Origin of the sequence: Alcaligenes sp. Lyrl_28 (assembly GCF_051948705.1) — a bacterium.
Classification (GTDB): Bacteria; Pseudomonadota; Gammaproteobacteria; order Burkholderiales; family Burkholderiaceae_B; genus Alcaligenes; species Alcaligenes ammonioxydans.
In genome coordinates, this window is record NZ_JAYJLG010000006.1 from 203,200 (window position 1) to 225,496 (window position 22,297).

Annotated in this window: 19 protein-coding genes; 12 read left to right on the plus strand and 7 right to left on the minus strand. The window is 58.0% G+C overall.

Annotation, left to right across the window (positions count from 1 at the left end; translation table 11 throughout):
• The first annotated feature begins 34 nt into the window (after positions 1 to 34).
• From VF694_RS14570 to VF694_RS14580, 3 genes are all read left to right on the plus strand, one after another.
• Positions 35 to 730 carry a 5'-methylthioadenosine/adenosylhomocysteine nucleosidase gene (locus VF694_RS14570; protein WP_426345307.1) on the plus strand — a complete coding sequence of 232 codons (696 nt, stop codon included), beginning with the start codon at positions 35 to 37 and terminating at the stop codon, positions 728 to 730.
• Positions 731 to 804: 74 nt separating this feature from the next.
• Positions 805 to 1,485, plus strand: a complete 681-nt coding sequence (locus VF694_RS14575; protein WP_003802073.1) for a protein-L-isoaspartate O-methyltransferase family protein — start codon at positions 805 to 807, stop codon at positions 1,483 to 1,485.
• Positions 1,486 to 1,500: 15 nt separating this feature from the next.
• Complete coding sequence (locus tag VF694_RS14580) at positions 1,501 to 2,823, plus strand: TolC family outer membrane protein (RefSeq protein ID WP_240209292.1); 1,323 nt, start codon at positions 1,501 to 1,503, stop codon at positions 2,821 to 2,823.
• Between the two features lie 332 nt (positions 2,824 to 3,155).
• Here VF694_RS14580 and rfaE2 read toward each other — a convergent pair whose 3' ends face one another.
• The 6 genes from rfaE2 to ubiE form a co-directional block, all read right to left on the minus strand.
• A complete protein-coding gene (rfaE2, locus tag VF694_RS14585; protein WP_003802078.1) occupies positions 3,156 to 3,638 on the minus strand; it encodes a D-glycero-beta-D-manno-heptose 1-phosphate adenylyltransferase in 483 nt (160 codons plus the stop codon).
• 1 nt (position 3,639) lies between these two features.
• A complete protein-coding gene (locus tag VF694_RS14590; RefSeq protein ID WP_003802080.1) occupies positions 3,640 to 4,509 on the minus strand; it encodes a ferritin in 870 nt (289 codons plus the stop codon).
• Between the two features lie 174 nt (positions 4,510 to 4,683).
• Positions 4,684 to 6,240 (minus strand): ubiquinone biosynthesis regulatory protein kinase UbiB, encoded by a 1,557-nt coding sequence (ubiB, locus tag VF694_RS14595; protein WP_059318224.1) that lies wholly within the window; start codon positions 6,238 to 6,240, stop codon positions 4,684 to 4,686.
• Between the two features lie 2 nt (positions 6,241 to 6,242).
• On the minus strand, positions 6,243 to 6,872 hold the full coding sequence (locus VF694_RS14600) for a ubiquinone biosynthesis accessory factor UbiJ (protein ID WP_003802084.1): 630 nt from the start codon (positions 6,870 to 6,872) through the stop codon (positions 6,243 to 6,245).
• 180 nt (positions 6,873 to 7,052) lie between these two features.
• Positions 7,053 to 8,045, minus strand: coding sequence for a Tim44 domain-containing protein (locus VF694_RS14605; protein WP_059318223.1), 993 nt, complete (start codon positions 8,043 to 8,045; stop codon positions 7,053 to 7,055).
• A 212-nt stretch (positions 8,046 to 8,257) separates the two neighbouring features.
• Positions 8,258 to 9,028, minus strand: a complete 771-nt coding sequence (gene ubiE, locus VF694_RS14610; RefSeq protein WP_039943448.1) for a bifunctional demethylmenaquinone methyltransferase/2-methoxy-6-polyprenyl-1,4-benzoquinol methylase UbiE — start codon at positions 9,026 to 9,028, stop codon at positions 8,258 to 8,260.
• Between the two features lie 263 nt (positions 9,029 to 9,291).
• On the opposite strand from ubiE, the gene phoB reads away from it, so the two are divergent.
• The 5 genes from phoB (at position 9,292) to VF694_RS14635 (ending at position 13,528) form a co-directional block, all read left to right on the plus strand.
• Positions 9,292 to 10,002, plus strand: a complete 711-nt coding sequence (gene phoB / locus VF694_RS14615; RefSeq protein ID WP_035270329.1) for a phosphate regulon transcriptional regulator PhoB — start codon at positions 9,292 to 9,294, stop codon at positions 10,000 to 10,002.
• Positions 10,003 to 10,006: 4 nt separating this feature from the next.
• The gene (gene phoR, locus VF694_RS14620; protein ID WP_059318222.1) at positions 10,007 to 11,305 is read left to right on the plus strand and encodes a phosphate regulon sensor histidine kinase PhoR; all 1,299 of its coding nucleotides are present in this window, start codon (positions 10,007 to 10,009) and stop codon (positions 11,303 to 11,305) included.
• 80 nt (positions 11,306 to 11,385) lie between these two features.
• Entirely contained in the window at positions 11,386 to 11,817 is a 432-nt protein-coding gene (locus VF694_RS14625; RefSeq protein WP_003802094.1) for a VOC family protein, read from the plus strand.
• 2 nt (positions 11,818 to 11,819) lie between these two features.
• Entirely contained in the window at positions 11,820 to 12,518 is a 699-nt protein-coding gene (gene pxpB, locus VF694_RS14630; protein ID WP_003802096.1) for a 5-oxoprolinase subunit PxpB, read from the plus strand.
• Positions 12,515 to 13,528: a biotin-dependent carboxyltransferase family protein gene (locus tag VF694_RS14635; protein ID WP_440164773.1), complete on the plus strand. Its 1,014-nt coding sequence runs from the start codon at positions 12,515 to 12,517 to the stop codon at positions 13,526 to 13,528. The genes pxpB and VF694_RS14635 overlap by 4 nt, the downstream gene beginning before the upstream one ends.
• Before the next feature lie 262 nt (positions 13,529 to 13,790).
• Here the strand turns inward: VF694_RS14635 and ilvA are convergent, their stop codons facing one another.
• The gene (gene ilvA / locus VF694_RS14640) at positions 13,791 to 15,299 is read right to left on the minus strand and encodes a threonine ammonia-lyase, biosynthetic (RefSeq protein ID WP_003802099.1); all 1,509 of its coding nucleotides are present in this window, start codon (positions 15,297 to 15,299) and stop codon (positions 13,791 to 13,793) included.
• Positions 15,300 to 15,449: 150 nt separating this feature from the next.
• Here ilvA and VF694_RS14645 point away from each other — a divergent pair, with 150 nt between their 5' ends.
• The 4 genes from VF694_RS14645 to VF694_RS14660 all read left to right on the plus strand — a co-directional run.
• The gene (locus tag VF694_RS14645) at positions 15,450 to 15,995 is read left to right on the plus strand and encodes a YqaA family protein (RefSeq protein ID WP_003802101.1); all 546 of its coding nucleotides are present in this window, start codon (positions 15,450 to 15,452) and stop codon (positions 15,993 to 15,995) included.
• Positions 15,996 to 16,142: 147 nt separating this feature from the next.
• The gene (locus tag VF694_RS14650; protein WP_440164774.1) at positions 16,143 to 20,084 is read left to right on the plus strand and encodes a DUF3683 domain-containing protein; all 3,942 of its coding nucleotides are present in this window, start codon (positions 16,143 to 16,145) and stop codon (positions 20,082 to 20,084) included.
• 309 nt (positions 20,085 to 20,393) lie between these two features.
• Positions 20,394 to 20,894 carry a pyridoxamine 5'-phosphate oxidase family protein gene (locus VF694_RS14655; RefSeq protein ID WP_301606018.1) on the plus strand — a complete coding sequence of 167 codons (501 nt, stop codon included), beginning with the start codon at positions 20,394 to 20,396 and terminating at the stop codon, positions 20,892 to 20,894.
• 407 nt (positions 20,895 to 21,301) lie between these two features.
• Positions 21,302 to 22,297 (plus strand): S8 family peptidase (locus tag VF694_RS14660; RefSeq protein WP_440164776.1); only part of this gene is annotated, 996 nt, incomplete at its 3' end.

Here is a 22,297-nt window from a genome sequence, read left to right on the forward strand (position 1 = left end):
CCGTTTGATCGGGCCGCTTGATGGCCCCTGTCTTATGTCTACACTTGGAATTATTGTCGCCATGCGTGAGGAGCTGGAGATTGTGCTGGAGCGCCTGCAAGCGCCACAGACCATCCAGCGCGCTGGCATGAGCTTTCATCGCGGCAGCTATCTGGGCAAGCCCGTCGTCGCCGTGGTCTGCGGCGTGGGCAAAGTCAATGCCGCGGCATGCACCCAGATGCTGATCTCGGAGTTTTCCGTAGGCAGCATCATCAATATCGGAATCGCCGGCGCCGTTGAACCCAGCATCCGGCCTGGCGATATTGTGATTGCCGATACCCTGGTCCAGCACGATGTGGAGCTCAAAGCCCTGGGGCTGGCGCCCGGACAGGTCTTTCGCCTGGATACCTTTGATTTTCCCGCGGACCCGGCCCTGCTGGCGATAGCCCAAACCGCAGCCCAGCAAATCGAAGGGCATCGGGTTCATACTGGCCGAATTGTTACCGGCGACCAATTTATTGCATGTAACGATAAAATACAGTGGTTAAGCACCACCTTTGACGCTATCGCCTGTGAAATGGAAAGTGGCGCCATTGCCCAGGTGTGCTATCTGAATACCGTGCCTTTTGTCTGCATACGCAGTATTTCGGACAATGCCAACAACGAGGCACACATGGATTTTGATACCTTTTTGCCCATTGCCGTCAGTAACGCCAGCACTTTGCTGCATGCGATGGTGCCGTCCTGCTAAGCCCAAGCGCGCATCTTTATCCATGCGCTGGCTTATAATCGGCTCTTTGCCAAGCCTTTAGTTTTCTGGAAGCTATGAACCATATTGCGCTGTCTGAACTCGAACGTGCCCGTTACTACATGGTGGAGCAGCAAATCCGTCCCTGGAACGTATCCGACGAAAACGTGCTGCAAGCGTTGGTCGCGGTCCAGCGTGAACGCTTTGTGCCCCCGTCTTTGCGCTCGTCGGCTTTTTCGGACACCGAGCTGCCACTGATCATCAATGCCGTGGACACGCACGAGACCATGCTCTCGCCCAAAGTGGAAGCCCGCCTGACGCAGGAACTGCTCTTGCAGCCCAGCGACGGCGTACTGGAAATCGGTACTGGCTCGGGCTACCAGGCGGCGTTGCTCGCCCACCTGTCGCAGCAAGTGACCTCTATCGAGATCGACAGCAAGCTGGCCGCATTCGCTCAGGAGAACCTGCAGCGTAACAATGTGCGCAACGTCAAGGTGGAAGTGGGCGACGCCCATGCTGGCTGGGGTACGACCGAATACGACGCCATTCTGGTCACTGGCTCAGTCCCTGTCATTCCTGACGCCCTGAAATATCAACTCTGTATCGGCGGGCGCCTGGTAGTGGTGGTCGGTCAGAATCCGGTCATGACGGCAGTGCGCATCACTCGCACCAGCGCAGCCAGCTTTGAGACGACGCCCTTGTTTGATACCTGGATCAAACCGTTACGCGGCACCGCGGTTTCGCAGTTTCGCTTTTAAGCACGCATGCGGTGCATGATTTCCGTGCGACTGGCGCTGTGCTCGCTGCTTGCCTTGAGCAGCACCGCCCAGGCGCAGGATCTGTTGCAGGCCTGGAATCAGGCCTTGGCTCGTGAACCCCAATTTGGCGCCGCCCAAGCGCTCCGTCAGGCGGATCAGGAACTCGTTCCGCAAAGCCGGGCGCAATTATTGCCACACATCAGTGCGATTGGTACGGCCGAGCTCCAGGAGCGCCGTCAGACCGGCCAGCTATCCAATCAACAAGCCAGCAATCGGGCCGCCTGGACGCTGACGCTGAGCCAGCCCATCTACAACCGCAATGCCTGGGCACGCTACGAACGTGCTCAGTTACTGGCGCAAGGAGCCGATATTCAGCTTAGCCTGGAGCGGCAGGACTTGATGTTGCGCGTCAGCCAGCATTATTTTGATGTGCTGGCCGCGCAAGACACGCTCTCTACCCTGACCGCCCAGCAGGCTGCTATTGAGGAGCAGTTACGCGCGGCCGAGCAGAACTTTGAGCTGGGCGGCACCACCATTACAGACGCCTACGAAGCCAAATCACGGCTGGACCTGACCCGTGCCAACGTCATTCAGGCGGAAAATGCCTTGCAGGTAGCGCGAGACAAACTGGCAGCACTGACGCTGGAACGCGCTGAAACACTGGCTCGCCTGCGTGACCCCCTGGTCTTGCCTGCTCCCCAGCCCGCAAATCTTCAGGACTGGCTCGATCAGTCCCGTCAATCTGGCCTGAGCGTTGCCTTGGCGGAGATCAAGGCGCGAGCAGCCGAAGAGCAATTGAAAAGCATCCAGGCACTGCATGAGCCTACCCTGGCACTGAAAGCCCAGACAGGTAGTGGCAGTGACCAAACCCTGTTCGGCCAAACCGGCGGTGGCCCCCGCTCCTTAAACAGCGCGCTGGGTCTGGAACTGAGCATTCCCATTTTCCGGGGGGGTGAGACCCGCTCTCAAGTTCGTGAGCAAAGCTCGCGGCTGCAGCAGGCCCGCTACGACTACCAATTCGCCATTCAGCAGTCTCTTCAGCAGACACGCCAGTACTTCTCGGGTGTCACCACTGGTCTGGTGCGGGTAAAAGCACTGGAAACGGCCACCCAATCCAGCCAAGATGCACTGGAGGCCAACAAGCTGGCATACGAGGTCGGTGTGCGCGTCAATATCGACGTACTCAATGCTCAGCAGCAGCTTTATGAAGCCCGACGCAGTCTGGCACAAGCCCGCTACGAGGTCCTGATGAACAGTCTGCGTCTGAAAGCCGCCAGTGGCACCTTGAACGAAAACGACCTGCGTGCTGTCAACGATCTGCTTGAACCGGCATCCTGAAGCCTGCGCTGGCAAGAGACACGAACCAGGCACCGCAATCTGGCCCTAGAAGCAAGACCTCTCCAGCCAGACTCGAGAACTCATACATACGCTCAATATCTGCCTCCGAGACACATACGCCCAGCCCACCAGATCAAGCACGAGGGCCGCATCACATCTTGCTCAGCCACTGATAAACGCAGGAGCAGTCCTGTCTGGCTTGGGCCCAATACTCCGGCATCTATCAAACACTAAACCATCCTGGGCATCAGCAGACCCTCGAGCTCCCTGCTTGCAAGCAAAAAAAATCCCAGACCAAGCCGGGATTAAACACATCCATTTGTATTTCGCTTTCAGTCGCGCAGCTTCTTGACCAGTGCTGTCGTGGAACGCTGAAACTCAAAGGGAATGGCGACGGCATCGCCTCCCCAGCTACGCACCAGTGCCGTTTCGGGCAAGGCTTCCATATCATAGTCACCGCCCTTGACGATCAAGTCTGGGCGCAGGGCGGCAATCAAGGCTTCCGGGGTGTCCTCATCGAACAGGACCACGGCATCCACGCAAGCCAAGGCAGCCAACAAGGCGGCGCGATCCTGTTCGGAATTGATGGGGCGCTCCGGGCCTTTGTTCAAACGGCGTACCGACGCATCGGTATTCACCCCTACGATCAGTGATGCACCCAGCTGCGCGGCCTCATCCAGGTAGCTGACATGCCCGCGATGCAAGATATCAAACACACCATTGGTAAAGACCAGCGGACGTGCCAGGCGACCCTGCTCCACAGCCTCACGCAACGCCTGCAGTTCCAGCACCTTGGCCTCGAAACGCGCACTCATATCAAGCCTGCACCAGGGACGAGTCCGATCCAACCTGACGAGCCAGTTCCTTACGGTAACGGTTCAATTCCTGAACGGTTTCAAACGAGCTGCCCATCAAAAGCGACATATTGTGCAGGATACGCGAGCTGACTTTATGCTCCCACTCCTTGTCAAAACGAATCTGCGTATCCAGCCAGTTTTCCAGCCAGCCGGGTGAAGGCAGCTTGGACTGCACCGTATCTTCCGGGAACATGGCCTTGTTGACGTGCAAGTTGGTGGGATGCAATGCCTGGGCCGTGCGATGCGCCGACGCCATCAGCACTCCAATCTTGGAGAAGGCCAGTCGGGCTTGCAGACCGAACTCCTGGCCCTTGTGTACCAGGGCACGCTTCATATAGCGCAGGTACGCACCGGCATGACGGGCCTCATCCTGGGCCACGATCTTGTAAATGGCCTTGATGACAGGTTCGGTGTGCCAGTCTGCGGCACGACGGTACCAGTGGTTCAGGCGAACCTCGCCGCAAAAGTGCAGCATCAGGGTTTCCATGGCGGGTGCCGGATCAAAATCAAAGCGCACTTTATGCAACTCTTCTTCGGTAGGCATCAGCTCGGGGCGGAAACGGCGCAGGTATTCGATCAGAACCAGTGAGTGTTTTTGCTCCTCGAAGAACCATACGGACATAAAGGCGCAAAAATCGCTGTCATCTTTATTGTCACGCAGGAACATCTCGGTTGCCGGCAAGGCAGCCCACTCGGTAATGGCGTTCATTTTGATGGTGTAAGCCTGCTCGTCGCTCAGCTTGCTGCCGTCAAAATCATCCCATGGTATGTCATGCGCAAAATTCCAGCGCACCGCTTCCATGGATTTAAATAAGTCATGGTAAAGCATAACGATTCCTAAAAAGAATCAAGCGGTTCCTTGAGGGCGGCCATTTACCGTCCGGAAGGCGCCGGAAAGCGCCAGCTTAGCAATACGCTGGCGGACCTGCGTCTATCGTAGAACCTGCAGTTATCAGAAATATGTCAGCCACAAAAAAACTGACACGCTGCGGGGTCGTCACACTTAACGCCCCACCAAAGCCCAGATGGCCACCCCGACCGCCACCGCCAATACAGCACATAAGGCGGTCAACAATCGGTTGGTCTGCTGCTGCGACTGACGCAGCAGCTTAAGTTCCTGGTTCAACGCCTGCCCTGTCTCTGGTCTATTCAGGCTGGAATAAACCAGACGCGGAAGCTGCGGCATGATCTGGGCCCACTGCCCGGCTTCCTGTTTCAAACGCGAGTAAAAGCCCGATGGTCCAATACGCTGGTACATCCACTTTTCCAGATAAGGTTTGGCGGTATCCCACAGATCCAGTTCCGGATCCAGGTCCCGCCCCATCCCCTCCACATTCAGGAGAGTTTTCTGCAGCAGCACCAGCTGCGGCTGAATTTCCACATTAAACCGGCGCGAGGTCTGAAATAGACGCAAGAGCACTTGCCCCAGCGAGATCTCGGACAAAGGCCGATCAAAATACGGTTCACACACCGCGCGTACCGAGCCTTCCAGCTCTTCCTCGCGGGTTTCTGGCGGCACCCAACCAGACTCAATATGCAGTTGGGCTACCCGGCGGTAGTCGCGCCGGAAAAAAGCCAGAAAATTCTGTGCCAGGTAGTTTTTGTCGAACTCGGACAAGGAGCCCACGATGCCAAAATCCAGGGCAATGTAACGGCCCAGCGTCTCAGGGGCATCCGACACATAAATATTGCCAGGGTGCATGTCAGCATGGAAAAAGCCGTCGGTAAACACCTGGGTGAAAAAAATCTCTACCCCTTTGCGGGCCAGATCTTTCAAGTCCACGTTGGCCGCACGCAAACGATCAATCTGATTGACGGGGATACCCTTCATGCGATCCATGGTGAACACGGTGGATGCGCAGTAATCCCAATGCACTTCAGGCACGATCAGCAACTGGGTGCGCTCGACATCCTTGGTGAAATTGCGGCGCAGCTGACTGCAATTGGAGGCTTCACGAATCAGGTCCAGCTCGTCGTTCAGATACTTGTCGAACTCGGCGACCACCTCACGCGGCTTCAGACGACGGGCATCCGGTCCCAGACGTTCCATGAACGCGGCCAGAACCCGCATCAGGCGCAGATCTTTGTGAATGACCTCACGCATGCCCGGACGCAGCACCTTCACAGCGACCTCGCGGCCATTGTGAAGGGTGGCAAAGTGAACCTGGGCGATCGAGGCCGAGGCGACGGGCGTGCGATCAAACTCCTGGAACAGATCGTAAGGCGAGGCACCCAACGCTTTCTGAATCGTCGCCTCCGCCACGTCGGAAGGAAAAGGCGGCACACGATCCTGAAGCATGGCCAACTGTTCGGCGATATCCATCGGAATCAGATCCCGGCGCGTAGAGAGCACCTGACCGAACTTCACAAAGATGGGGCCCAGACTTTCCAAAGCCAGGCGCAAACGCACACCGCGCGGCAGCTTGGGCTTGCGGCCCAGACGCACAACGCGCAACAGGCGGGACGCCCAGGGATGGCGGATACTGGAGAGCACCAGCTCGTCCAGACGAAAACGGAATACAACCAGCAGGATGCTCAGCAGACGGCACAAGGAGAACATATTCAGGACTCCCGCCGACGTGCATCAAGACGACTCAAGCGCTGGTCCAGCTCGTTCAGACGCTGGACCAAACTGGACGCCTGCCCGCGCATCCGATCCAGTTCGGGACGGGTGACCAGCAAGGCACTTTCCTCGGTCAGGTACTCGGTGGCATTGCCGGCCAGACGCTGCCCCAAATCCCGCAGCCCGGAAACAGCCCGTCGCGCGCCACTGAACAGACGCACCGCCATGACATCGCCCACTATCTTGGCCAGATCATGTTCCGCATCCCAGCGCAGATTGGCCGCCAGATCAGATACCAGATTAGCCAGACCGGCCTCACCTTGCACATGCATCAGTTGCGCCACCCGGCTGAAATCGCCATCCTGCAAAATTTGTGGCAGCTCCGGCAGCTTGTCCTGAGGCAGGGTCAAGGTCACATCAGGAACCACAGCGGGGTGGCCCTGCTCCAGCTTGCCCTGGGAAGTGATGGTGTAGACCAGTTGTAAACGGCCCACAATCAGCGAGACGGTTTTACCTGCATGCGCCTGCAAACGATCGCGCGCCCAGTCCTCGCGATCAAGCAAGGCATTGAGCAAACGCACGCCCACGGCGCTAGGTTCTAGGAATGAAGGGATACCAAGCATGTCCATGCAAGTCTACTGCCGGGGCGAGTAAACCAGTCCAATTAAAACAGCCAGTTTAACCCGACAGACACACGGCCGGATGCACGAGACTAAAGGAACACGGGCAGATGGGATCACAGAGAAACGAGAGCGCTCATAACAGAACAGCCGCCTGAACAAGAAGGCGGCTGTTTGTTTCGATAAAGATCAAGCGTTGGGGTCAACCGGGATCTGCTGAATGCCTGCCAGCAGCCAGCCGGCGCCGTCAGCTTTAAACAGATTCCAGACTTCCTCGAAGCGGAAGGCCTCGGCACCCGCCTCTTCACGCAACATGCCGGAGTAACGAACACTGGCCAGGTGACCATCGGCCACTTTTTCAATGCCCAGCAGCTCCGCATTGAGCAGGACCACCTCAGTCACGTTCTCACCCTGACGCTGGGCGATCTGAGGGGCAGCTTCCTTGAGCAGATCATCGGTCAAGAATGTACGCAGCTGTTCGACATCGCCCTTGTCCCACAGCTTCTGGATTTCCACAAACTGGGTCTTGGCATTGGCCAGGAACGTCGGCGTATCAAAGTCACCAGGGATAAACCAGCTCTCATCGACCGGAGGTGCGGGCACAGCGGCAGCAGCGGCCGGCTGTACAGCAGGGGCAGCGGCAGGAGCCGGTGCCGGCGCAGCCTGGGGCTGTTGCCAGGGGCTGCGAGCAGGCTCGGCATTACGCATCATGGACTGACCACCGGCTTGCTGCATGGCAGGACGAGCCGCCGAACCACGCAAACGGCGCACGATAAACAGCACAGCGAAAATAACCAGGCCAATCAGCAAGAGGCTGGACATCATTTCCAGGAACGCACCACCCAAGCCCATGCTGGAGAGCAAGGCGGCAATACCCAGGCCAGCGGCAATGCCGGCGATCGGGCCCAGGAAGCGGGACATACCCGACTTGGCAGCCGTACCCGCAGCGGCCGTACCGGCAGCAGCAGCGCCAGCAGCAGGAGCCGCCGAGCGAGTCGTGTTATTGGCCGCGGCTGGCGGCGTCGCAGCCGAGCGATTACTGGTGATATTGGAAGACTGGCGGCCAAAACTGGAGCCACCACCCATACGACGTGCTTCCGCATCGTAGGAAACGGTCAGCAAAGCGCCGGTGCTAAAAGCCAGCACAGCGGCCATGAAGTAACGAGAAAGCCGTCCAGACATAGTCACAAACTCCTGACCAGGACAAGCGCTTGACACACAGGGGGTTGAGCCCCCGGCCATACCATCCCAGTCGGTTATTCAAGAAAACTTACGATAAGCTGAACATTAACATGACACGTACACCTGCACCATGTTTTTTTTACCCTGTGTGACAGACAAAAAACAAACGGCACCCAAGGGTGCCGTGATAGAAAGACAGAATTCGCAGCGGATCAGTCCAGACGAATGCCTTCATGCAACGCAGCCACACCGGCTGTCAGATTGAAATACTGCACGCGCTCCAGCCCCACGTCCCGCATCATGTCCGCCAGCGTTTCCTGGTCAGGATGCATGCGAATGGATTCGGCCAGATAGCGATAGCTTTCCTCATCCTTGGCCACCAGCTTGCCGATACGGGGCAGCACGTTAAACGAGTACCAGTCATAAGGAGCCTGCAAAGGCTTGGCCACGCGGGAAAACTCCAGCACCAGCAACTTGCCGCCCGGACGCAGCACGCGTTTCATTTCGGCCAGCGCACGGTCTTTGTGGGTCATATTGCGCAAACCGAAGGCTACCGAGACGCGGTCAAAATAGCCGTCGGGAAAAGGCAGATGTTCAGCATCGCAAACCGCAACCGGGGTAATGATGCCCTTGTCCTGCAAACGATCACGCCCCACGCGCAGCATGGAACTGTTGATATCCGTGTGCCAGACCTCGCCATCGGCACCGGCCTGACGCGCAAAGGTCTTGGTCAGATCCCCTGTTCCCGCCGCAATATCCAGCACCTTCATTCCCGGTCGAACGGCTGCGCGTCCAATGGTGAAGGCTTTCCAGATACGGTGCAGGCCGCCCGACATCAGATCGTTCATAATGTCGTAGTTGTTAGCCACCGAATGAAAAACCTGGGCGACTTTGCCCGCTTTTTCGCTTTCGGCCACGGTTTGAAAGCCGAAGTGCGTATCGGCATTCTGGGCGGAGGGGTGAGAAGGACGCTGTTTTTCCATAATGGCATAATCGTAACGCAGATTTCCCGGTACAGAAACGAAAATCCCGCCCGCTGACAGCCACCCTTTCGCGCACATTCACAAACCTGAAACATTAACGCCATATGATGGCCGTATTACGTGCAGTCAGGAATTGAAGTGCCTCCCGTATTGCCCTTGAACGGCCTGAGCCCTGCGGCAGGTTCCCGTGCTCAAGCCCGATACAGACAGGCCGCCGACCTGACCCCTCTTTTATTTTTTATCGGACCAGTCTGAAGCTAACAATGAGTACAAGCATATTAGTCGTGGAAGATGAGCCTGCGATCCAGGAGCTGATCTCTGTCAACCTGTCTTTTGCCGGCCATAAAGTGCTGCGCGCCTTTGATGCTGAGCAAGCCCAGATCCTCATCCGTGCCGAGCTGCCAGACTTGATCCTGGTGGACTGGATGTTGCCCGGCTCTTCGGGCATCAATCTGGCCCGCAAATTGCGTTCGGACGAACGCACGCGACACATTCCCGTCATCATGCTGACCGCCAAAGGCTCGGAGCAGGACAAGGTGGACGGCCTGGAGGCCGGTGCAGACGATTACATCACCAAGCCCTTCTCGCCCAAAGAGCTGATTGCCCGCATCAAGGCCGTGTTGCGCCGCCGCGCACCTCAGTTGACCGACGATGTGATCTCCATTGGCAACCTGCAGTTGGACCCCAGCACACACCGCCTGTCCAGCCAAGGCATGGCCCTGACCATCGGACCGACTGAGTTTCGCCTGCTGCACTTTTTCATGACGCACACCGAGCGCGTTTTCACCCGCTCCCAGTTGCTGGATCAGGTGTGGGGCGACCATGTGTTTGTTGAGGAACGCACGGTAGACGTGCATATCCGCCGCCTGCGCAAGGCGCTCGAACCGAGCGGACATGACAAACATATTGAAACGATCCGTGGCTCAGGCTATCGTTTTGCCCTTTCCCCACTGGAAAAGGCGCCGACCGCCTGATCCCATGTTCAGCATATTTACGTCTATTGTTATCTGGGCCCTGTTGGGCAGCCTGATCGCCTGGTGGCTCGGTCCATTGATCGGTCTTGCCCTGTTTTGTGGAGGACTGCTCCTACTGCTGGTCATCAGCACGTTGCAGTTATCCCGCGTTGAACGCTGGACTCGCAACCTGAACGACCCGCCCCCTCCCGCAGTCGGCCCGTGGGATGCCATTCTGGCCCCCATTTACCGTCAGTTGCGCCGCGACCGCCAGGAAATTCAGGACCTGAATCGTTACGTAGACGGCATCATGATGGCAGCCGAGGCGCTGCCCGACGGCGCCATTACCCTGAACGGGGATATGGAACTGCAATGGTGCAACCAAACCGCCTGTGAGCACATCGGCCTGAATCTGGCCACAGACCGTCACCACAGCATCTTCAACATCCTGCGCGAGCCCGAGTTTTCCCGCTACGCCCGCCAACCCCAGTGGGATGGCCCCCTGATGCTGCATCTGAACAAAGATGGCCGGGAGCGCTCTTTGCTATTGCAATTGACGCCTTACGGTTTGGGCCAGTTCCTGATTGTGACTCGCGATGTCACCCAGGTTGAAATGCTTGAGACGACCCGCAAAGACTTTGTGGCCAATGTGTCCCATGAGCTGCGCACCCCCCTGACGGTATTGCTGGGTTTTCTGGAAACGCTGCAGGATATGCCGGCCGACAGCCTGCCTTTGGAACAGCGTCAGCGCTACGAGCAAATGATGCTGGAGCAAACGCGCCACATGCAGTCGATTGTGTCCGACCTGCTGACCTTGTCCACCCTGGAATCTTCCCCCACCGTCGAAGGTGACGTCGTACAGGTCAGCCAGTTGATTGAAAGCGCCTTGAAACAGGGCGAGGCCATTTCGGGCGGGCAGCACAGCTTTGTCACGGACATAGATCCCCGCATTGCCATTCAGGGCATGGAAACCGAGCTGAGCTCGGCCGTCTCCAATTTGATTACCAACGCGGTGCGCTATACCCCCAAGGATGGCACCATCACCGTACGCTGGTATTTGAATGACAATGGGGAAGCCTGCTACAGCGTTCAGGATACCGGTATCGGCATCGCCGCCCAGGATATTCCCCGCCTGACTGAACGTTTTTACCGTGTGGACAAGGGCCGCTCCCGTTCCACAGGCGGCACCGGGCTGGGCCTGGCGATCACCAAACACATTATCGTGCGACATAATGCCGATCTGCAGATTCAAAGCCGTCTGGGCGTAGGCAGCGTGTTTATGTTGCGTTTCCCCAAGAGCCGGGTCCGACTCCAGGACAGCTAGAACATACGGGGCCATATTGGCCCTACAATAAATGGCTCTGAAGACCACGTTGCCGGCCTTATGCCGCACAGGAGCCAAGCATGTCCCATACCAACGAGCTGCGCCCTTTCCACCTGGCTTTTCCGGTCCATGACCTGGCCGTTGCACGCCAGTTCTACGGACAGACCCTGGGCTGTCCCGAAGGCCGGTCCTCTGACCAGTGGATCGACTTCAATTTCTACGGCCACCAGATCGTGGCACACCTGGCCCCGTCGGAATGTGGCAGCAACGCCACCAGCGCGGTGGACGCTCACAATGTGCCCGTTCGACACTTTGGCGTCGTCCTGGACATGCCCACCTGGCAGGCCCTGGCAGACAAACTGGTCGCCGCCGGCACCCAGTTTGTCATCGAACCGTATATCCGCTTTAAAGGTGAACCCGGTGAACAGGCCACCATGTTCTTCATGGACCCATCGGGCAATGCCCTTGAGTTCAAAGCCTTCAACAATCTGGATTCGCTTTTCGCCAAATAAAGATGCATACCTCCTGGCAACTTAGCGAACAGGGCGACCGCTGTCTGCGCGTGCAGTTCAGCGGCGAGCTATCGTTGGACACGGGCCTGCGCTGTACCCGGGCTGCGCGTCTGCTGCGTGAGCAGGCACCGGCCTGCGTCCGTGATCTGGTCCCCAGCTTCACGGCGGTGGCCATCCACTTCTATCCCGATGGCAGCACGGACCAGCTCGCCCGTTTGCGCGACTATGTCCATCACGCACTGGTCGACCTGGATGCCGTGAGCGATCAGGTCGCCCCCGGCGCATTGGTGGATATTCCTGTTTGCTACGGCGGCCCCTTCGGCCCCGACCTGCCAATCCTTGCCGAGCAGTTGGGGCTGAGCCAGGAACACCTCATTGAGCTGCACGGCAGTCAGCCCCAACTGGTATTTATGGTGGGCTTCGCACCGGGTGCTCCTTATATGGGCATCTTGCCTGAACCGCTGAATGTACCGCGCCGTGCTACGCCACGCACCGTGCTGCCCAAGGGCTCGGTGGCAATTGCCAACCGGCAGACCATTATTTACCCCAACGAGTCTCCCGGAGGCTGGCATTTGATCGGCCGCTCGCCGGTCAGCTTGTTCGATGCCCGGCGCTCTCCCGCGGCCTTGCTTGCCCCCGGCGACCAGGTGCGCTTTGTGCCATTGCCTCACGAACAATTTGATCTTTGGACTCCCGCATGACGGTACATATCCTCAAGCCGGGCATGCTAAGCAGCCTGCAGGACCGAGGCCGGTATGGACACCAGCATCTGGGCGTATCGCCCAGCGGCGCGATGGACGAGCGTGCTCACCGCCTGGCCCATTTGCTGGCAGGCAATACCCCCGAACAGGATCTGGCCAGTCTGGAAATGACGGTACAAGGCCCCAGCCTGCGCTTTGATGAACCCGCCTTGTTTGTCCTGACGGGCGCAGACCTGGATGCCACCCTGGATGGCCAGCCCGTCGCTGCGCTACGCCCGACGCTGGCGCGCGCCGGACAAACGCTAAGCCTGCAAGCCGCTAAACCCGGCCACGGTGCGCGTGCGTACCTGGCGGTGCATGGCGGATTTCAGGTCGAACCCATACTGGGCAGCCAAAGCACCCATATGCGCGTAGGCCTGGGTGGATTTGAGGGCCGCGCTTTGAAAAAAGGCGACCAGATTGCGCTGGTCCGGCCACTCCCCAAGGACGAAACGGTGCTCAGTCGTCTTCAAGCCGAGCTGGATGAATTGCGCATCTACCTGCCCGCCGCCCTGGCCCTGAGCCCACGGGAGCGCCTGCGCGTCATTCTGGATCAAGCGGATCTGTTTACCGACGAGTCGCTGGTCTTGTTTCAAAGCCAGCACTATCGCATCAGCCCCGCTTCAGAACGCATGGGCTACCGTCTGGAAGGTCAGCCCTTACGTCGTACGTCATCTGAAGAACTGCTGTCCGCCCCCACGTGTTTTGGCACCATTCAAGTGCCTAACGATGGACAGCCCATTGTGCTGATGGCCGACCGGCAAACTACAGGCGGCTATGCCCGCATCGCTCAAGTCGCCAGCGTAGACCTGGCCCAGATCGCCCAACGCGTACCCGGTCAGAGCCTGGGTTTCGAAGTGGTGACCGTGGAGCAGGCGCAGGCACTGGCGGCTCGTCAGGAGCAGGCCTTCACGCGCCTCAATGAAAGTCTGGAGTCATTGCGGCAGGCCCTGAAACGCTGTCTGGCCTAGTTTCGCAAGACGCCAACAGCAAAGCCTCTGTCGCGGCTGCCCTCCTTCGTTCTGCCCTCGGGACGCAAGACTATCCGGCAACCTGAGCCATTCCTTGCTGACGAGCCCTCGGGCAACAAGGAATGGCGCCTTGCTGGATCGCGGCTCGGCCTGCCGCTCTCGAACTCAAGCACAAAAAAAAACACCTCACTTGATAAAGTGAGGTGTTTTTATGCGGATGCTGCTGACCGCAAGCCCTAAGGCCTTCAAGTCCTCGCCCGTGTTACAGGAACAACTTGTAAGCGGGGTTGCCGGTCTCATCCCAATACGGGTAGCCAAGATTGCCCAAAAAGGCCTTGAACTCTTTCTTGTCCGAAGCAGGAACCTGGATACCGATCAAAATACGACCGTAATCGTCACCCTGGTTACGGTAATGAAACAGACTGATATTCCAGTCCTGATTCATGCTGGAGAGAAATTTACGCAACGCGCCGGGGCGCTCCGGAAACTCGAAACGCAACAAGACCTCGTCGGTCGCCTGACTGGATACACCACCCACCATATGTCGCAGATGGGTTTTAGCCAGTTCGTTACCGGTCAGGTTCAAGGTACCAAAGCCTTTTTTTACAAATCGCTCTTCCAGCTTCTCGATTTCTGCTTCCGAAGAAATCGACATCCCCACAAAAACGTGTGCCTTTTCAGGATCGGACATGCGGTAGTTGAACTCGGTGACCGAACGGGTCCCCAAGGCGTCGCACAGGCGGCGAAAGCTGCCTTTGGCCTCGGGAATCGTCAAGGCAAACAGTGCTTCACGAGCCTGACCTACGTCGGCGCGGTCGGCAACCATGCGCATGCGGTCAAAGTTCATGTTCGCGCCCGAGGTCACCGCAATCAGGGTCTTGTTTTTAAGCTTGTGCTGGGCTGCGTAACGCTTGGCACCGGCCAAGGCCAGGGCACCGGCAGGCTCAAGCACACTGCGTGAGTCCTGAAATACATCTTTGATCGCCGCACAAATCGCGTCCGTATCCACGACGACAAAATCATCCACGTACTGACGCACCAGACGGAACGTTTCCGAACCGACCTGTTTGACCGCAGTACCATCCGAAAACAGGCCCACATCGGCCAGGTTCACGCGGCGACCCGCCTTGATGCTGCGCACCATGGCACAAGAATCTTCGGTCTGAACGCCAATGACCTTGATTTCAGGGCGCAAGGCCTTGATGTAGGTAGCAACACCAGCCGCCAGCCCACCCCCGCCAATCGCCACAAACACCGCCTCAATCGGGCCTGAATGCTGCTGCAGTATTTCCATGGCCACCGTGCCCTGCCCGGCGATCACATCGGGATCGTCGAACGGGTGTACAAAGGTCAAACCTTCGCTTTTTTGCAGCTCCAGAGCATGCTGATAGGAGTCGGAATAGCTCTCGCCCTCCAGCACCACTTCTCCACCCAGGTTGCGCACGCCATCAATCTTCACTTGCGGGGTGGTGGTGGGCATCACGATGACGGCACGGCAGCCGAGCTTGCGCGCTGCCATGGCCACCCCTTGGGCATGGTTGCCTGCCGACGCGGCCAATACGCCCCGCTTCAATTCTGCGGCCGACAAATTGGCCATCTTGTTATAGGCACCGCGCAGCTTGAAGCTAAAAACAGGCTGATAGTCTTCGCGCTTGAGCAGCACCGTGTTACTAATTCGTGCCGATACCTGAGGAGCGGGTTCAAGTGGTGTTTCGATGGCTACATCGTACACTTTCGAGGTCAGAATGCGCTTTAGGTAATCGTTCGACATGACTCAGCTTTACTTAACAACCGGTTTTGCCACCAAGGCCAGCCGCAGGCCCCTGCCTGAGACCGCTCACCGGGAAAGAAAAACAGAATACCATAGGCGCAAGCCCTCACTGGCGTCCATTATTTTCTCTCTTACCCACCCACTTTACTTATGCAAGCCTGGACTTCTGATCTCATTGCTTGGCTCTTGAACACCTTGTCTTTACCGGAAGTGGGCCTCAGTGCCATTTTCATCGTCAGTCTGGTCTCGGCGACCCTGCTTCCCCTGGGTTCCGAACCGGCTGTCTTCGCGTATATCAATCTGGCTCCCGATATGTTCTGGCCCGCGGTGCTGGTGGCAACAGTCGGCAATACGGCGGGTGGCGCCATCAGCTATGCCACGGGCCTGGCGGCCGAAAAAGCCTATGAGGCCTGGCGCGAGAAACATCCCCAAAGCACGGATGAGGACGAGACCAAGCCCAGAAACAAGGCCGCTGGCCGCTGGCATGAGCTGGGGCAGCGCTGGCTGATCCGCATGGGCCCGCCCGCCCTGCTGTTGTCCTGGCTACCCGTCGTAGGCGATCCCTTGTGCGCGGTAGCCGGCTGGCTGCGTCTGCCTTTTTGGCCCAGCGTGTTTTACATGGCGGTGGGCAAACTGGGGCGCTATATCACCATGACTGCCGGTTTGCTGTGGATTTTCCCCAAGCTGGGTTGGTAAATTGCTGCAAACTCGCCGCAAACCTCTCATTAACCCTGTTTCCCGCCGGTAGTAAGGGGGCAGCCCGGCGACGATTCGTATACACTTGTCTTTTGCCTATCTGCTCCTCGTTGAGCCGCCCTTTGACGGGCCTTGCCAATTATCGCCATGAACGCCCCCATTGCAAGCAAGCACCTGGCTGCCCAGGCACGCAACAACGACACGCCGCGCCTGCGTGAAATCCCCTACAACTACACCTCGTACTCAGACCGGGAAATTGTCCTGCGACTGCTGGGTGAGGAAGCCTGGGAAAAGCTGTCCGAGCTTCGCTCCGAACGCCGCACCGGCCGCTCCGCCCGCATGCTGTTTGAAGTCCTGGGTGATATCTGGGTCGTCAAGCGCAACCCCTATTTGCAGGACGATCTGCTGGACAATCCCAAGCGCCAGCATCAACTGATCGAAGCCCTGAATCATCGTCTGAACGAGATCGATCAGCGTCGTGACAGTGCCGTGCCCGATCGCGATGCAAAGGTTTTGCGCCTGTTGCACGCCGCCCGGGGCGCCGTCGCTGCGTTCGAGCAGGAATTTACCGATACCCTCGAACTGCGCCAGAAGATCGTACGTTCACTCTCGCGTCTGACCGCCAAGGACAACATCAAGTTTGATGGCCTGTCGCGCGTCTCGCACGTCACTGACGCGACCGACTGGCGTGTGGAGTACCCGTTTGTCGTGCTCACGCCCGATCACGAAAACGAAATGGCCGCTCTGGTTCGCGCCTGTATTGAACTGAAGCTGACCATCATCCCGCGCGGAGGTGGTACCGGGTATACCGGCGGCGCCATTCCACTGAGCTGGCGCTCGGTTGTGATCAACACCGAAAAGCTGGACACCATTGGCAAGCCTGAACAAATCACACTGCCTGGCATGTCCGAACCGGTCACCACGATTCTGACTGGCGCCGGCGTGGTTACCCGCCGTGTCGCAGATGCGGCCGAAGCCGCAGGTACCGTCTTCGCGGTCGATCCCACCTCTGCCGATGCCTCCTGTGTCGGCGGCAATATCGCCATGAACGCGGGTGGTAAAAAAGCCGTACTGTGGGGCACCGCGCTGGACAACCTGGCCTGGTGGCGCATGGTCGATGCCCAGGGCAACTGGCTGGAAGTGACCCGTCTTGAGCACAATATGGGCAAGATCCACGACGTGGAAATGGCCCACTTTGAAGTCAAATGGTTTGATGGCCGTTACGCCCCCGGCGCCCAACTGCTGCGCAGCGAAACCTTGCACATTGAAGGCCGCCGTTTCCGCAAGGAAGGCCTGGGCAAGGACGTAACCGACAAATTCCTGGCCGGTTTGCCAGGTATCCAGAAAGAAGGCTGTGATGGCCTGATCACACAGGCGCGCTGGGTACTGCACCGCATGCCGGCGCATACACGCACCGTCTGTATGGAGTTTTTCGGCCAGGCCAAACAGGCCGTGCCCTCCATTGTGGAAGTCATTGACTACCTGAATGGCGAAGGCAAGCGTATCGGCGCCATTCTGGCCGGTCTGGAGCACTTGGACGAACGCTATCTGCGCGCTGTGGGCTATGCCACCAAGAGCAAGCGCGATGGCCTGCCCAAGATGGTTCTGATTGGCGACATCGTGGGCGATGACCCCGATGCTGTGGCAACGGCCGCCTCGGAAGTCGTGCGTCTGGCCAATGGCCGCTCCGGTGAGGGTTTTGTGGCGGTCAGTGCCGAAGCACGCAAGAAGTTCTGGGCCGACCGTGCCCGTACTGCTGCCATTGCCCGCCACACCAACGCCTTCAAAATCAACGAAGACGTGGTGATCCCCCTACGCCGCATGGGCGAGTACACCGAAGAAATTGAACGCATCAATATCGAGCTATCCACGGACAACAAGCTGCGTCTTACCCGTGAGCTGGAAGATTTCCTGCAAGGCGATCTGCCCGTTGGCAAGATCGAGGACCACAACGATGCCGAGCACACCCGCGAAGAAATTCTGAACGAGCGTCGTCACGACGCCCTTCAGGTGGTACGCAGCGTGCGCCAGCGCTGGCAGTGGTTGCAGGACAACCTGGACAAGCCCCTGAAAGACGCGCGGGCCGAGCTGGCCGAGATTGGCGTGCCGCTGGACAGCGCCGCCATCGACGCCCGTTTGCAGGCCGACCCGGACACCTCGATCTTCCAGCTATTACAAGACCACACCATCCGCACATCCTGGAAGAGCGAGATTCGCGAGAATCTGGAACACATTTTCCCAGGCGCCGACTGTGCTGCGGTGCTGGCCGAACTGCAGGCCATTCACGACCGCGTGCTCAAAAGCCGTGTATTTGTCGCCCTGCACATGCACGCTGGCGACGGAAACGTACACACCAACATCCCCGTGAACTCAGATGACTACGGCATGCTGCAGCAAGCCAATGTCACAGTCGCCCGCATCATGCAAATTGCACGCGGTCTGGACGGCGTGATTTCCGGTGAGCACGGTATTGGCCTGACCAAGTACGAGTTCCTGACTCAAGAAGAGCTGGAACCTTTCCAGAACTACAAGCGCGAAGTGGACCCGAACAACCACTTCAACGCTGGCAAGCTGATGCCCGGTGCGGACCTGAGCCGCGCCTGGACCCCCAGCTTCAACCTGCTGGGCCACGAATCGCTGATCATGCAACGCAGCGAGATTGGCTCCATTTCACACGCCATCAAGGATTGCTTGCGTTGCGGCAAGTGCAAACCGGTCTGTGCCACCCATGTGCCACGCGCCAACCTGCTGTACTCGCCCCGCAACAAGATTCTGGCCACCTCTTTGTTGATCGAAGCCTTCCTGTACGAAGAGCAGACACGCCGCGGGATCAGCCTGAAGCACTGGGAAGAGTTTGAAGACGTGGGCGACCACTGCACCTTGTGCCACAAGTGCTACAACCCCTGTCCGGTCGATATCGACTTTGGCGATGTGTCCATGGAAATGCGTTCCTTGCTGAACCGCATGGGCAAGAAGTCTTTTAATCCGGGCTCGGCCGCGGCCATGTTCTTTCTGAACGCCAAAGATCCGCGCGTCATCAAAGCGACGCGTACCGCCATGATCGAGGTGGGCTACAAGGCGCAGCGTGCTGCTCACAATCTGCTGGCGGCGCCGGCCCGCAAACAGGTCAGTGCGCCGCCTGCCACGATTGGCAAGGCACCGATTCGCGAGCAGATCATTCACTTTGTCAACCGCAAGATGCCCGGTGGCCTGCCCAAACAGACTGCCCGTAAACTGCTGGACATCGAGAACTCGGACTATATCCCTATCATTCGCAATCCCGAAGCCACCTCGGTAGATTCGGAAGCCGTGTTCTATTTCCCCGGCTGTGGTTCGGAGCGCTTGTTCTCGCAAGTCGGTCTGGCAACCCAGGCCATGCTCTGGCATGTTGGCGTGCAGACTGTGCTGCCTCCAGGCTATCTGTGCTGTGGCTACCCGCAGCGTGGCAGCGGCCAAAGCGACAAAGCCGAGAAGATGATCACCGACAACCGTGTGTTGTTCCATCGCATGGCCACCACCCTGAACTACCTGGACATCAAAACCGTGGTGGTGAGCTGTGGGACCTGTTACGACCAGTTGGCAGGCTACGAGTTCGACAAGATTTTCCCCGGTTGCCGTCTGATCGATATTCACGAGTTTCTGCTGGAAAAAGGACTGAAACTGGAAGATGTGCAAGGCGTACGCTATATGTACCATGACCCTTGTCACAGTCCCATGAAGCTGCAGGACCCCATGAAAACGGTCAAATCCCTGGTGGGCGATAGCACCATCAAGGCAGACCGCTGCTGTGGCGAGTCCGGCACGCTGGCGGTGTCACGCCCAGACATCTCCACGCAGATCCGTTTCCGCAAACACGAAGAGCTGCAGAAGAACCAGGATGCTGTTCGCGCCGATGGTTTCCAGGGCGAAGTCAAAGTGCTGACTTCCTGTCCTTCCTGTCTGCAAGGCTTGTCCCGTTACGAGGACGAAACCAAGATGGATGCGGATTACATCGTGGTGGAAATGGCCAAGCACATGCTGGGTGAGAACTGGATGGCGGATTACGTCCGCCGTGCCAACGACGGTGGTATCGAGCGCGTGCTGGTGTAAGCCTCGCGCCTCACATTCCGCAAACAGGCCGGCTTTATGTCGGCCTGTTTTGTAAATGCCATATCGGTATTGTTTAACACTGGGCAGCCCCCCAGGTAAAAGCGTTCCTCGGTGGGCAGCTACACGAAGAAGCGGCATGGGGCTTTCTTGATCGCTGAGCCATTAGCAAGATAAAGGTGCCCGGCAACGGATAACGCGACAACGGTGCCATGAGGAGGCTTTTCTGTCGGGCCACTCAAGCTAATATCCCCTTCGCAGCACCTCCCGCACAAGACGCTGTATGGAAGCTTTTTCAGAATAGGTGTTTTTATGTCTATGGATGATCCATTGTTGCTCAGCCTCCAACGCCTACTGCGCCGCGAACGGACTGCTTCGCTGGGCACGCTCAGCAACCAGGGTTTGCCGGTGGTTTCCCGCGTTCCCTTTGCGATCTGCCCCGAGCAAGCCAACATCATCATTCACATCAGTGAAATGGCGGCCCACACCCGTTATCTCATGCAACGTCCCGACGCCAGTCTGATGGTCAGCCAAAGCGAACATGGACAGGATGCCGTCCATGACCTGCCACGCGTCACCTTTCAGGTGCTGGCCCGCCAGCTCGAACGAGGTCAGGCCGATTTTGATCAGGCCCGGAAAGCCTATATAAGACGCTTCCCCGATATGGAGTTTCTCTGTCATTTCACGGACTTTCACTTCTTTGCTTTGGATCTGGTACGCGTGCGCCATATTGCAGGCTTTGCTGCCGCACGTACGTTGAAGCCTGAACCGGTACGTGCCCTGTTGGCAGAATCATCAACAGGTCAGGACTGACGCCTCCTTGAATCAATACGCACTACCGCTCTACTCCATTGCCTGCGCCTTGACCGCTTACTGCGGTTTTCCACCGCAAATTCAGTCTAGTGGGTTTCGGGTAAAAGGCCGATTTGTTGTCACTTTGCTGCCGCTACCGCAATAAAATCCGGAGCCGCTGTTTCTCCCGGCAGTTGAGTAGTCTCTCGATTAAACGCCTCTCCTCCTACGGAAAGCCCCTGCGCACCCGTCTGCCCAAAAGAAAAAGTTGTCACGTTTTTGTCGCTCTCAAACGCTAGGCATGACAAAACGTAAATTCAGTCGCTATAAGATTCAACGGCCATGACGTTAAATGTACTGCAGGAAACCGATCGGTACCGATGCACGACGACTTGCCGCCCCGTCTAAGACCCCCTGGAGAGAAAGAGATGTCGAACAAGACACGCAGCACCTATGTTCTGGTGCAGATGGCGATGCTGACCCTGGCTTTGCCCGGCATTGCGTATGCTGAGCCTGACAGCACACTGGAACAATGGCGCAGCAAAGAATATAAGCGCCAGCCTGGTCTAGATATGGTCAATGCCGCCAAAGCCTACTCACTGGGCTTTACCGGCAAAGGCGTCACAGTCGGCTATCTGGACTCTGGCATTGAGGCCAAGCACCCTGAGTTTGCAGGGGCCATTGCAGGCGGCTTTGACTTCAACACAAATACCGCCTACGCCAACGGCCAAGGCATAGACTCCGACCCACCGTCAGGTCACGGCAGCCACGTTGCAGGCATTATCGGCGCACGTCGTGACGGCGTTGGCATGCATGGTGTCGCGTTCAACAGTCAGCTTTTTGCCGTCGCTTACGACGGCACGGATGAGGACGACGACATGCTTGGCAATGATCCATATGAACCCGACCCGCGTGAAGCGGCCGCCGCCTTTGATCGCGTCGCCTCGCAAGGCTGGAACTATTTGGCACAGTTCAAGCTGCCTATCATCAACAGCAGCTTGGGAGTCAATGGCTGCAATGATGTCAGTTCCCCACCCCCCTGCAATGTCGTGGATTATGGCTCCCCCGAAGGTGTACTGGATTGGCAGCCGCTGGCGATCAACGCATTTCACAACAGCGTAGCAGCAGGCTCTCTCATGGTATTTGCTACCGGCAACGAATCTCAGGACCACCCTGACCTGCTGGCTGGCTCCCCCTATTGGTTCCCCGAGCTGAAAGACAACTGGCTGGCTGTAACGGCCCTGGCTGAGGATGGCTCCCTGGCTTCCTACGCCAATAAATGCGGAGTTGCTGCCGAGTGGTGTCTGGCCGCCCCGGGGGGTGACGATAAGCCCGGCATCAATTCGGTCAATTCCTCGGGTGGCTATATCGCTTTTAGCGGCACCTCCATGGCCGCCCCGCATGTCGCGGGTGGAGCGGCTTTG